Source organism: Mycoplasma sp. 5912 (assembly GCF_054353835.1).
On record NZ_JBTHHI010000014.1, the window covers coordinates 1 to 12,952 of the forward strand.

Here is a 12,952-nt window from a genome sequence, read left to right on the forward strand (position 1 = left end):
AATTCATTTTTCATAATAAAATTATAACATAACAGTAAGAAAACGTAAGAAAAAATAAAATAATTTTCAAGTTTCTCTTATATATATTTATATATATAAGAGAGTTAAATAATCAAATAAAAAATCCCACTTATGTGGGAAATGCAGGTATAATCTTAATTTTAACCAAGATGCTTATGTTAAAGACATTACAGATCCAAAAGTCTTAGAATATCTTAAGAATAACTATGCACACAACATCGATGTTATCATCGGTGGTTTTCCTTGTCAAGGATATTCTATGGCCGGTAAAAGAGATAAAGATGACAATCGCAATCAACTTTATAAATATACCATAAAGGTAATTGAAGACATTCAACCAAGTCTTTTTGTCTTAGAAAATGTAAAAGGAATTCTTTCTTTTAAAGAACATGATGGAAATTTAGTAATAAATAAAATTATTGACAAATTACATAGCATTGGTTACTATGCAAAATATATCTTGCTCGATGCATCAAATTTTGGTGTTCCACAAAAGCGTCAGAGAGTGATTTTTATCGGTGCTAAACAACATCAAAAGGAAAAAGTTGATAAAGTAATTAAAATGCTTGAAAACACTTTTCTACCTATTAAAACCGTATATGATGCTATATCTGATTTAGAAAATGTTTCTGAGGATGTAAAATGAAATCATATTTTTTCAAAGCATTCACCTAAAATGTTTGAAAAAATTAAAAATACACAGCCTGGTAAATCACCGATGAAAAATTATTCCGATGCATTTAGAAGACAATTTTATGATAGACCAGCAACTACGGTAAAAGAAAATCATGGTGGAGTTCATTTGCATCCAAAACTACACCGGGTTATGACCCCTAGAGAATTTGCTAGATTACAAAGTTTTCCAGATGATTTTATTTTTACTTCTTCAAAAAGTAATATCTTAAAACAAATTGGCAATGCTGTTCCACCGAAATTATCCGAAGAAATTGCTAAAATTATAAATAAGGTCTTTTATGAATAATTGAAATTTACTAAATAAATATAAATCTCTTTTGATAAGTCAGTTACATAATATATTTAAAGTGTATAAATATTAAATACAAGTTAATGCAGAAGATTTAAATTTATTAGAATCTAAAAATAGTACTCTTCGATCTTCAACAGCAATAGGATTTATCATAGAAGAATTTGTATATCAAAAACTAAAGAATGTATTTTGCGATTTTGATGTAAGTATTTATCGCAAATCTAAGACAACTGCACAAAGTTATGATTTTATCTTAGATTTTTTAGATGTTATGTTTTTAGTTAATATAAAAATTGAAAATAACACAAGTAAAAATAATGCTGTTGCATCTATAAGTAAACTGTTATTAGATTATTATAAATTTATAAAGCAAGGTAAAAACTTCTTTTATCTTATCATAAAAATTAAATATAAAACCTTGGATGTTAAACCAGAAATATCATATTATGATAAAATTAAAATAGAAGATTTTTCAATATATGCACTTGACGAATTTTCTTTTGATAACAAACACAAACAGGATTACCGTAACTGAAGCACAAATTTTAAAGCAGAATCTGGGAGATTAATTATTGATTCAGAATTTTTCAAAAACAATAAACTTAATCTAACTGATTCAATTTCAAATCAAAAGACTTTTGCATCTTTACAAAAGATATTCAAAAGACTTAAACAATAACATTTCATCACAAAAAAATTTTTTATTTTTTCTTTGTAAAAGTCCTATTATGTTATAATAACTTAGGTCTCAAATGGAACAGTACTCAAGAGGCTGAAGAGGCGGTCCTGCTAAGACTGTAGGGGAGGCAACTCCCGCGGAGGTTCAAATCCTCTCTGTTCCGCCATTTTTTTAATATTTAAATTCAAATTTTCATACCTTTTTTAAGCAAGTTGGTTTCTTAAATGAAATCATTCTTAAATTTGTTTTAAATCCTTAAACAAATTTTTAATTTTTAATAATTTAAAGACACCTTTTAACCTTAGGTGTCTTTCTTTATAAATTCAGCTAACCAAGCAACATCATTGCTCTGTAGATGCATATGAACCTTATTTTTCACTATTTCAAATGAATTAGCTGTAGTTGCTGAATATCTTACAATCTCAAACATTGATATGTCATTTTCAGCATCGCCGAACACCATTGTTTTATTTGCATCTAAATTATATTTATCCAGCAACCATTTTAGTGCATTACCTTTGGTTGCAAATTTGGATGTGATATCAAAAAATTGTTTTTGTGATACTACACCAGTAATATTTGCTTTATTTTTAAGGTATTCTTTTAGTTCAATAAACATCTCTTCATCGTTTTGTCTTCTTACAACTAAGAATTTAAAATATTGTCAATTATATTGTTTTAAATCCACTTTTGCTTCTATATATCTACCTTTTTTAACTCTGCTAGGATAATTTTTCTTTATATAAAAATCACTTAAGTGAGTATTGTATGCAACCATTTTATCTTTAGTATAGAACAAAAAATCAAAATTTAATTCAATTAATTTATCATATAAATCAAATGCATCTTCTTTTAAGATATCAAATGATTTAACCAGTTTATCATTTTTTAAATCATATATCATCGAACCATTTGCTAAAATTAGTGGAAACTGAGTTGGTATATGATGGATAAATGATTGAATGGTAAACTTGGGTCTTCCGGTTGCTATGATAATATTTTTATTTTTGCTTTCTAAGTATTTTAATGCATTCAATTGTGCATCTAAAAGTTTAAAATCGGATGTCAATAATGTCCCATCTAAATCAAAAACAAAGGTATCAATATCATTCAAATTAAAATTAATTTTCATAACTTTTAAATCATATATATTTTCCTTATTCAACTGTATACTATGTATTTTAGTTAAAATTTCATTATTTGCATTAAACAAACATATTACCTTATTTATATAATTAAACTTAGCAAAATCCTTGCATTGTATTTGGATTTTGCTAAGTTTATTTTCTGTTATTGAACTTAAATCCTTAAAATAAAATCTTAGTTGCATTAGCTAAATAATTCCGAAATGTTATCAATATCTTCTTGTGATAAGTCTGTTTTTGCTTTTAATTCCAATGTTATTTCATTTGATCTAGCTAAATTGTCTCTTAATTTATTTTTACGATTTGATAAGTTTAAAAAAGATTGAATTGAAATTAAGAATGTTGATATCGAAGAAATAAATGAAATAGCAACAAACATAGCCATTGTTTCATTTGGATAACTATTTCAACGAATTGAATATAGGTTTAATACCACAACTGATGCAGATACTGCTATTGATAAAATACTTAAAAGTATGAATATTGTTCTTCAAAGAACATACTTTTTTTGCACATAATTTTTCATCATATGAATTTTTGGGATAACTGCTATTGAATTATAAACTTGTTTGATCTTGCTCATTTTTTCTTCCTTTTTGATAATCTTGAATGTCTAATAATGCTGTTGATTTATATCTTTCAGTTTCTAAAATATGTAATGCTCTTTTGTATAAAATAAATTTATTGGTGTCATTATTATGTGTATATAAATACAATTTTGATTTATAAAATACATATTCCATTTCAAGTTGCTTAACTTTCTTTTTATAAAAGATAAACTTACTATTAACGACAAATAAAGACAAAATACCTGATATTAATGATAAAACCGAGTTAATAATTGTAGTTAATAAAATATAGTTCGATGAATTATTAATGAACTCGTTTTTATATGGATTGACATTGTTTAAAAAGTGTGGATTATTCCCTGCTAAAAACAATATCGCGATGATACTAATATAAAAAGCTGTGATAATGGTAATAAGGTTTAAAATGTAATAAAAAACTCCATAGACATACATTTTGATTTTGGCATTTTTGATAATTTTCCCATACATTTTTCTTGGAGTTAAATCTCGTTTTGATTGCATTATTTTATCCCTCTTTGAAACTCTGCTTTAAGAATTTTACCTATACCAACTTTCTTTTTCTTAGTTGCTTTTTCTCAAAGTTTATCAATAATCACTTCTAAATCAGCCTTTGAAATTTGGTTGCTATGATACTTTAAATCAAGGTATTTTAAAGTATTAACAATTTTTTTATACTTAGCAGAACGATCAAAATATTTATAAATAATCAAGGTTAATGTCAAAATAAATGAGAAAATTATAAATACAACTAGCACCATTAACAAAATATAAGATGTTGATTCAAAAACTTTTTTATCTTCGTTTCCTTTATGGACCAGCGCCACTAATGCATAAATAGCAACTGAAATAGATGCAATACTAAGTAGTGAAATAATCGATGACAACAGTGAATCAACAATCGAATAAATGCGCAATGATCGCTTATCTATATCATATTTTTGTTTAAGTTTTTCTAAAATTAAATTCATATTATTATATTTTATAATAAAAAGTGTATGTAATTAATAAATTATTTTATAATTTAGGTATGAAAAAATGAGCTATATTTAGTGATGTTGATGGGACTATATATCCCTTTCCAAGTAAAGAATTGACAAAAGAAAATGTTTCAAAAATTCATGAAGTTGTTGAAAAAGGAATCCCTTTTATCATTAATACCGGTAATGGACCATATCCGAAAATTCAAAATTTAGCTGAAAAAGTACACTCTCGATATATCATTTGTTCGAATGGTGCGTTAATTTTTGATAATCAAACAAAAGAAATTTTGCATATTGAATATCTTCCACAAGAAGAAGCGAAAAAAGTTTGAGAACTTGCAGATGAACTAGGATTAGGTTTATATTATTTTGGTACACATAAATATTATTTAAAAGGTGCTGATGATCGTTTCCGTAAATTCATTAGTGATTTTTGTGAATATACCGACTGAATCGAAACAGGTGAAATACCATCTGATTTACATAAAATTGAGTCTTATGGACCATTAGAACTTGTTGATAAATTTTGTGAACTTGCAAAGCAAAGAGGTATCAATTTAAATATTGTAAACCTTAAATCACATATTGAAATAACAAAAGCAGGTGTATCAAAAGGTAGTGGTATTAAGTGAGTTTGCGATAATCTTTTAAATGCATCTGTTGATGATGTAATGGCTATCGGTGATAGTCAAAATGATATTTCTATGTTCAAAACAGCAGGATATACATATGCAATGGAAAACACTGATTCATATTCCAGAACTTTTGCTAAATATTTTACATCCACAGTAGAACAAAATGGTTTAGCAGAAGCAATTGATGATTACTTATATCGTAGTGATTTTGAATTAAAACGTGCTATTTCACAGGGTTTGAAGAAAAACAAATAACCTCTTTGAGGTTTTTTAATAAAATGTATATAAATAAGTAATTTTTAGATATGTAAAACAATTTATAAAGGATATTATGAATAAAAAAATTAAGTTAGGACAATTTTTTACCCCAAAAGCTGTTGTTGATATAGCTTGAAAAATGATTAAAAGAAATAAAGTTGAATTTGATTTTGTTGCTGATACATCTGGTGGAAATGGCGATTTCATCACAGATGAAGTTGCAGATAAATTTATTTATGTTGACATCGACAAATACTATTATGATTATGTTAAAGATAACTATAAAATTCTTAAGACATTAAATAAAAATGCATTAAACGATTTGAAAAGAAGTGATATATGTACAAATGATAAAAAATTATTAATTGTAGGGAATCCGCCATATAACAACTGAACATCTTTTTATATGAAAAACCAAAAAGGAAGTATGCTAATAAATGATACATTTAAAGCACGAGATATGGGAATTTCTTTTTTAAAGATGTTTAACCATTTGGATGTTGAATATATTTGTGTTTTACATCCGTTGTCTTATTTGATTAAAAAATCTAATTTTAATCAACTAGGTCAATTTAAAAATAATTATGTTCTTACAGATGGGATAATAATTTCATCAAATTTGTTCAATGATACATCCAAAAATACACAATTTCCTATTATAATAGCTCTTTATAAAAAAGATTCAAAAGGGATGAGTTTCGATGAGATAAAAACCTTTACTTTTTCGGTTCATAACTCAAATTATAAATTCTGTCTAAATCAGTTTTTATATATAGAAGATGTGCATACAAAATATAAAGACAAGTCAATTACAGGTAATTATGCTCATTTTAGCACTCTAAGAGATATGAATCAGTTAGTAATTAATAAAGGGTTTTTAGATCAGGAAAATGCTCAATCTATTAGAGTTAAAGGACGAACTGCCTTAAAAATCTTCAAATATCTACAAATATTAAAATCTTGATATTCTAAAAATAAAAATGAGTTTTACTTTTTAGGTAATTTTTCTCCAATTGTTAATAAAGAAATATGAAAAAACATAGATACTAAGGGTGAAAAAAGCATCTACCAAGAAATAGATTTGTTTTTTAAAAAAGAACTATCAGAAAATAATTCTATTTTATCAATATATACCGACAAATTAATTTGAAATTTCACCAATATATCACCTTCTGGAAAATATAGATTTAAAAAGAGAGAAAAACATTTTGAACAAGGTGAAATAAAACCTTCTGCATCACAAGTAATTACTGATAAAGATTTTTTAGAAATACAAATAGGATATGATAAAAAAGTAGAAGACTTTTACAGCAAACCTTCTCTTTATAAACTTGCTTTTAAAAATAACAAGGATGAAGATAAATATATTTTTGAATTATCTGATATATTTTATTGAGGGTTGAATAAAGGATTTATCGATTTAGAATTTTTGACAAATTTATTAAATAAAGTCGAATCAATTAAAACATACATTGAAGATGAATATAAAATAACAAGAAAACAAAGGGTTGAAAATCCTAAAATCATTTTGCCTATTAGTTTTCAAACCGTTGATGTAATAAAACCTAGTTTTATTAGTGAATACATTGATAATGACTTCATAGAAATTAAAATTGATTATAAACAGAAAGCAATTGGAACACAAGCAATGTTGTTTTTAAATTTATCAGCAAAAAATTTTGTAATAAACAATGAACCAATTATAGGTAAAGCCATATCCAAAACTTCTGTTATTAATTATGTCATAGATAGAAAAAGATATACAGACTTATTTATACACATTATTTTGCTTTTTGCTAATTTATCAAAAGAACATAACACAGATATTATAAGAATATTAAGTTCTGTGTTAAAATATAAACAAAATGAACTTTATGAAAATGTAGCATCATAAGAAAGTAATAAAAACTCTAAGAGTAAAAACAAAACCCGCAAAGTGGGTTTTTGAAAATAATTAATCACTTTTTATTGTTTTTCTTTTTCTATATTTCTTAGTATCTCATCAATTCTTGCTCCTTTTTCAGAAACATCATCAATAAAGAATCTAACTGTAGGAGCCTTTCGTCAGTCCAAAGATTTTGCTAACATCTTACGAACATAACCAGCAGCATTATTTAATGCAATAAGTCCTTTTTTTGTATTAGATTCAAAATTTACATACACCTTTAAATCTGATAAATCAGATGATAATCTCACATCCATTACAGTTGGATTAATAATATTTACATTACTTATATTATGTTCAAGAATATCAGCTATCAATTGATGCACTTGCGATTCTTTTCGTTTTAAATTAATTTCATTCATAACATAATTATATAATTTATCTTATATTTAGTGAATAAAAGTTGCTGAAATATAATTTCAGCAACATTTTTATTTGTTTAATTCCACCTCGGCAATTGGTTCAGATAATACAACTGTATCACTTGTGCTTCGATCTGCTAAGAATTTAACTGCTTTATAATTACTTTCAGGTAAAACAGTTACATGAACATCGGAAGTATAACCTTTTGAATGCACTAAATCTAAATCCACATTAACTAGCACTTCGCCAACTTTAACTTTATCACCTTGTTTAACTACACTTTCAAACCCTTGTCCATCAAGTTTGACGGTATCAATTCCAATATGAACGAAAACTAATGCATTGTTATTTGCTTTGATTGTTACAGCATGCTTGGTAGCAAATAACATTTCTACTACACCTTCAACTGGTGAAAACACAGGAACAACACCAGAATCATGATCAAATTCAACTGCGAATCCATCGCCTAAAGCACCACTAACAAAAACTGGGTCTTTAGCATCAGAAAGGTTTACAAATTTTCCTTTTATTGGACTATGAATTACATCATTTGATGGTTGATTTATTTCTTTTGTTTTAACTTCTTGATTTGTTTTTTTTGATTTTCTACCAAATAGTTTTGCTATGCAATCTCTTAACATAACATCCTTTCTATTTAAACCTTAAATATTTTTCGACTTCTATATATGTATCAGAATGATACTTTTTAAAGAAAATTGTCCCTAGTTTTTGCATTAAAATCGCATCAGAAATACGACGTGGATCAATTTGTTCATCCATAACAGGATTTAATGATGCTTTTGCTTTTGCAATTTCTTCCTTAATTTCTTCATTTGAGATAAAAATATCATACTTTTTAGAAATAACATTTAATCAAAAGAAGTCAGTTAATGTTTCTTTAACTATTGCAACCTTATCACCTTCGAATTTTTCATCAAAGTTAAATCCTTCAATATCACTTTGAATTAAATCTTGTGGAAAATCAATCGGTTTATTAAATTTCTTTATTTCCTTATAAATGTTCATTCCATAAGTAAATAATGAATTAGTAACCACTTCTTCTTTTGTAGTATAAAAAATAAAATCTTTTAATGATTTAAGATCGAAAACACCCGGTATCTGCATTTCTTTTACATTATCATCATTTAATTTTTCATCAAGGTAATAAAAAACATCAATAATGGTAATTTGTAATTTAGTTGTTTCTAAATCAAAATCAAATGTTGATTTAGGTTTCATTCCTACTAACTTACTTTCTAATGTGCTGTCTTTTTCTGCTTTTGCTAATAATTCAAAACGTTGTCTGCGTTTTGAAATAGGATCAAAAGCATCTAAAATAACATGATCATTAGGTTCAATATCATCTGTGGTACGGAACTTACGTGGTGATTGGTTTTTAACATAATCATCGACAAAATTATTTATTTTTTCATCTGTGTCAGATAAAACAAAATCATTAGTTGGCTTAAAATCTAAGGTCAAATCATCTAGATAATTTTCTAAATAATAAGTTTTCAAATCAAATGAAATTGAATCCACATTCATGTGAATGTTTTCAGCAATAGGCATAAATGCAACTTTATTAGATTCACGATCTTTAAGTACATCTGTAAATATTTTTTGTTTTTCAAGCAAAATAACACCACGTGAAGCATATGATAAAATATCTTGTTGCGAAACTTTACCTTTTTTGGTAGTATTTAGATAGTTTAGTGCTTCATTTTGGTAATTAATTCATTGGTTTTTATCAACCAAGATGCTTGTCATTGTATATTTCATTTAAACTCCTTTATTTAAATTTTACTATAAATAAAATAAGTGTATAAAAATGTTTTGTATAATTATTTAATGAAAGATAAAAATTTAGAAGTTAAACACCAAATTCAGCAATTAGTTGAAAAAATTAATCAATGAGACTGAGAATATTATATGCTTGATGCTCCAAGTGTTTCGGATTCTGAATATGATAGCGAATATAAGCGCTTACAAGCATTAGAAGAGACTTTTTCAGATCTGATCCTACCTAATTCACCAACTTTAAAATTAGGTGCTTGAAACAACGAGAAATTCGCTAAAGTAATCCACCAAAAACCGATGCTTTCTTTGAATAAGGCATACTCAAAAGAAGATGTTTTTAAATTTTTAAATGATATTAAGCAACAAATAAGTTCTGATATTTCATTTAATTGCGAACCTAAAATTGATGGATTATCTATTTCTTTGAAATATGTAGATGGTAGACTGATTCAGGCTTTAACTCGTGGAAACGGGATTGAAGGCGATGATGTAACAGAAAATGTTTTTCAAATTGAAAACTTACCTAAACAAATTAATTATCTAAAAACAATTGAAATAAGAGGTGAAGTATATTTATCTAAAACTCGTTTTAACCAACTAAATAAAAAACTGGAAACTGACAATAAAAAACTTCTAGCTAATCCACGCAATGCTGCTGCCGGAACTTTAAAACTGCTAGATAAAAATATTGTTAAAGAACGTGGATTATCAATTATTTTATATGATATAACAGACCCAATACTACATAATATTAATTTACAAAGCGATGTGGTAAATTTTCTAAATCAACTGAATTTACCCACCAGCAAGCATAATAAGACATCTGCAGACTTTGATGAAATATGAAATTTCATCAAAGAATTCAAAGAGATCAAAAATTCCTTTGAATATGATTGTGACGGATTTGTTATAAAGTTAAATAACTTAAAATATTGAGATTCGCTTGGTAGAACTTCTAAATTTCCAAAATATGCTATCGCTTATAAATACGAAACAGAAGAAAAAGTTGCTAAAATCAAAGAAATTATTGCAACCGTAGGAAGAACCGGGAAAATTACCTATGTTGCAAATTTCAAAGACAAGGTTGAATTAAACCAAACCTGAGTATCAAATGCTACCTTGCATAATTATGAATATATAAAAGATATGAATATTAACATCAACGATGATGTTTTAGTAATAAAATCAGGTGAAATTATTCCAAAGGTTATTGCATTAGTTCATAAAAATTCTGATGGTATTTTTAAAAAAGTCACAAAATGTCCTTCTTGTAATCAGCTACTACATCAAAATGATTCATTAGTTGATCAATTTTGTATTAATCAACACTGTCCAGAACAAAAAATACGTGCTTTGATTCATTTTTGTTCAAAGCAGTGTGTTAATATTGAATCCTTAGGAAATGAAATTATTAAGCTATTTTATCAAAAAGGATATATTAATACTTTTTCTTCTATATATATGCTAAATAAGTATAAAAATGATATCATTAAACTTCCTTCTTTTGGTAATTCTAAGAGTAAAAACAAAGAATATAAAAAAATTGATAATATTTTAAGTTCAATTGATAAATCAAAGTCTATTAAACTAGCAAATGCTCTCTTTGCACTCGGTATCCCAAATGTCGGTAAAACTGCTGCAGCATTAATTGCAGTAAAATTAACTAAATTAACTGATTTGACAACAATAAATCTTGATTCTTTGTTACAAATAAACACAATCGGTCAAGTAATAATTGATAGCATCAAAAGTTTTATAAAAAACCCTAATATTCTTGAAGAAATGCATCTACTTGATAGTATTTTTGAATATATCAACGATGATATTAAAACATCTGATTTATTAAAAGGGAAAAATTTTGTAATTACAGGAACCTTAAGCAAATCCAGAGATTTTTTCAAAGATGAAATTATCAAAAATGGTGGTAAAGTGGTATCAAGCATTTCGAAGAATACTAACTTTTTACTCGCTGGAGAAAATGCTGGTTCAAAACTACAAAAAGCCTATGATTTAGGGATAAAAGTTATAAATGAAGATTATTTTAATCAAATGATGAAAATCTAGAAAGTATATATGAAGAAAATAGGAATTACATCTTTATTCGCTTCCGCTGGGATTGGAACATATTTATTAAAAAACATTGGTTTTGATGTTACCTTATCTAATGAATTGATAGCTAAAAGAGCATATATACACGATTTTTTATATCCAAATTCAAAAATGATAATCGGTGATATAAGTGATAAAAATGTCTTTGATTCATTGGTTTTAAGACACAAACAACTTAATAATCAAATTTTAATTGCTACACCTCCTTGTCAAGGGATGTCACTAGCCGGAAGACGAAAGATAGATGATCCTAGAAATCTATTGATTACATATGTTGTAGATTTTATCAAACAAACAAAACCTAAACTTATTATTATTGAAAATGTAATTCAGATGTATACAACAAAGATAATGATAAATAACAAGTTTATAAATATCAAAGAATATTTAAAAAACGAATTAAGTAGTTTATATCAACACATCGATTTTTATAAATTAAATTCCAAAGATTTTGACACTGCACAAGACCGTAAACGTGCTGTAATTATCATTAGCAACCTAGATATACAAATACCACACCCCACAAAGATAAAGACTGTAGAAGAAGTAATCAGACACCTACCAAGCCTAGAATCAGGTCAAAGAAGTGATATAAAATATCACAATGCTTCCGTTCACAATGACAGACACATTGAATGAATGAAACATACACCAAGTGGAAAAAGCGCCCATTTTAACGAAAAGTATTTTCCTGTCAAGAAAAATGGAGAACGAATCAAAGGTTATTCTACAACATATAAAAGAATTTCATGAGATAAACCTGCTCCGACTATAACAATGGCAAATGGTTCAATTTCTTCACAAAACAATGTACATCCAGGTAGATATAAAGATGGTTTTTATAGCGATGCAAGAGTTTTAACTATCAAAGAAATTTTACTTTTAACAGGTTTACCTGATGATTTTGTTTTACCTGATGATGTAAGTGATTCAAATATTAGACATATTATCGGCGAATGTGTACCACCGAAGATTTTTTATGGTATTTTAAAAGAAAATAAGGATAAATTAGATAAATAAGATGCAAGATTTTTGACAATCACCAGGTAATAAACAAATTTTTGACAGCATATTAAATCTAAATCCTAAAAAGTTTTCTACTTCTACTCTGTATACTTTTTCAACCTTATCTTATTTTAAAAACAATGTAGATGCATCAGGATTTAAACTCAAATATATTAATTTATTAAAAGTCTTAATTTTTAAACAAATGAATAAACCTGAAAATAAAACAGTTGCAATACATCTGATTACTCACCTTGTTTTTTATGGATTCCTAAAAATCATCAAAAAGTAATAATGAAAAAATAGTTATTATGACTTCTTATGGCAGAGATTTTATTGACAAATGAATACAGGTGCTTAAACATAGATTGATTAATTTTGCTGATAGCTAAAACAGGATTAAGGTTTTCAGAAGCATTGGCTATTACACCAAAAGA

Annotated in this window: 14 protein-coding genes and 1 tRNA gene; 8 read left to right on the top strand and 7 right to left on the bottom strand. The window is 26.5% G+C overall.

Annotation, left to right across the window (positions count from 1 at the left end; genetic code table 4):
• Positions 1 to 130 precede the first annotated feature (130 nt).
• The 3 genes from ACXYRP_RS03940 (at position 131) to ACXYRP_RS03950 (ending at position 1,854) form a co-directional block, all read left to right on the top strand.
• On the top strand, positions 131 to 1,003 hold the full coding sequence (locus ACXYRP_RS03940; protein WP_458615267.1) for a DNA cytosine methyltransferase: 873 nt from the start codon (positions 131 to 133) through the stop codon (positions 1,001 to 1,003).
• 76 nt (positions 1,004 to 1,079) lie between these two features.
• Positions 1,080 to 1,688 (top strand): UpaP162 family type II restriction enzyme, encoded by a 609-nt coding sequence (locus ACXYRP_RS03945; protein ID WP_458615268.1) that lies wholly within the window; start codon positions 1,080 to 1,082, stop codon positions 1,686 to 1,688.
• Positions 1,689 to 1,763: 75 nt separating this feature from the next.
• Positions 1,764 to 1,854, top strand: a tRNA-Ser gene (locus ACXYRP_RS03950).
• A gap of 135 nt (positions 1,855 to 1,989) precedes the next feature.
• Here the strand turns inward: ACXYRP_RS03950 and ACXYRP_RS03955 are convergent.
• The 4 genes from ACXYRP_RS03955 to ACXYRP_RS03970 are packed head-to-tail and all read right to left on the bottom strand — an operon-like array spanning position 1,990 to position 4,391.
• Positions 1,990 to 3,018 (bottom strand): HAD family hydrolase, encoded by a 1,029-nt coding sequence (locus ACXYRP_RS03955; RefSeq protein WP_458615259.1) that lies wholly within the window; start codon positions 3,016 to 3,018, stop codon positions 1,990 to 1,992.
• Entirely contained in the window at positions 3,018 to 3,416 is a 399-nt protein-coding gene (locus ACXYRP_RS03960) for a hypothetical protein (protein ID WP_458615260.1), read from the bottom strand. Before ACXYRP_RS03960 ends, ACXYRP_RS03955 begins: the two co-directional genes overlap by 1 nt.
• Positions 3,391 to 3,924 carry a DUF4231 domain-containing protein gene (locus tag ACXYRP_RS03965; protein ID WP_458597959.1) on the bottom strand — a complete coding sequence of 178 codons (534 nt, stop codon included), beginning with the start codon at positions 3,922 to 3,924 and terminating at the stop codon, positions 3,391 to 3,393. The genes ACXYRP_RS03960 and ACXYRP_RS03965 overlap by 26 nt, the downstream gene beginning before the upstream one ends.
• On the bottom strand, positions 3,924 to 4,391 hold the full coding sequence (locus ACXYRP_RS03970; protein ID WP_458615261.1) for a hypothetical protein: 468 nt from the start codon (positions 4,389 to 4,391) through the stop codon (positions 3,924 to 3,926). Before ACXYRP_RS03970 ends, ACXYRP_RS03965 begins: the two co-directional genes overlap by 1 nt.
• A gap of 59 nt (positions 4,392 to 4,450) precedes the next feature.
• Between ACXYRP_RS03970 and ACXYRP_RS03975 the strand changes: the two genes are divergently transcribed.
• Entirely contained in the window at positions 4,451 to 5,293 is an 843-nt protein-coding gene (locus ACXYRP_RS03975) for a Cof-type HAD-IIB family hydrolase (RefSeq protein WP_458615262.1), read from the top strand.
• 76 nt (positions 5,294 to 5,369) lie between these two features.
• On the top strand, positions 5,370 to 7,190 hold the full coding sequence (locus tag ACXYRP_RS03980) for a R.Pab1 family restriction endonuclease (RefSeq protein ID WP_458615263.1): 1,821 nt from the start codon (positions 5,370 to 5,372) through the stop codon (positions 7,188 to 7,190).
• A 71-nt stretch (positions 7,191 to 7,261) separates the two neighbouring features.
• Here the strand turns inward: ACXYRP_RS03980 and rbfA are convergent, their stop codons facing one another.
• The 3 genes from rbfA to ACXYRP_RS03995 form a co-directional block, all read right to left on the bottom strand.
• Complete coding sequence (gene rbfA, locus ACXYRP_RS03985; protein WP_458597965.1) at positions 7,262 to 7,603, bottom strand: 30S ribosome-binding factor RbfA; 342 nt, start codon at positions 7,601 to 7,603, stop codon at positions 7,262 to 7,264.
• Positions 7,604 to 7,672: 69 nt separating this feature from the next.
• Entirely contained in the window at positions 7,673 to 8,245 is a 573-nt protein-coding gene (locus tag ACXYRP_RS03990; RefSeq protein ID WP_458615264.1) for a PTS sugar transporter subunit IIA, read from the bottom strand.
• Positions 8,246 to 8,255: 10 nt separating this feature from the next.
• Positions 8,256 to 9,383 carry a trigger factor-related chaperone gene (locus ACXYRP_RS03995; protein WP_458615265.1) on the bottom strand — a complete coding sequence of 376 codons (1,128 nt, stop codon included), beginning with the start codon at positions 9,381 to 9,383 and terminating at the stop codon, positions 8,256 to 8,258.
• A gap of 69 nt (positions 9,384 to 9,452) precedes the next feature.
• On the opposite strand from ACXYRP_RS03995, the gene ligA reads away from it, so the two are divergent.
• The 3 genes from ligA to ACXYRP_RS04010 are packed head-to-tail and all read left to right on the top strand — an operon-like array spanning position 9,453 to position 12,807.
• Positions 9,453 to 11,465, top strand: coding sequence for an NAD-dependent DNA ligase LigA (gene ligA / locus ACXYRP_RS04000; RefSeq protein ID WP_458615266.1), 2,013 nt, complete (start codon positions 9,453 to 9,455; stop codon positions 11,463 to 11,465).
• Between the two features lie 9 nt (positions 11,466 to 11,474).
• Entirely contained in the window at positions 11,475 to 12,530 is a 1,056-nt protein-coding gene (locus ACXYRP_RS04005) for a DNA cytosine methyltransferase (protein ID WP_458607638.1), read from the top strand.
• Between the two features lies 1 nt (position 12,531).
• Complete coding sequence (locus ACXYRP_RS04010; RefSeq protein WP_458614042.1) at positions 12,532 to 12,807, top strand: hypothetical protein; 276 nt, start codon at positions 12,532 to 12,534, stop codon at positions 12,805 to 12,807.
• Positions 12,808 to 12,952: the final 145 nt, after the last annotated feature.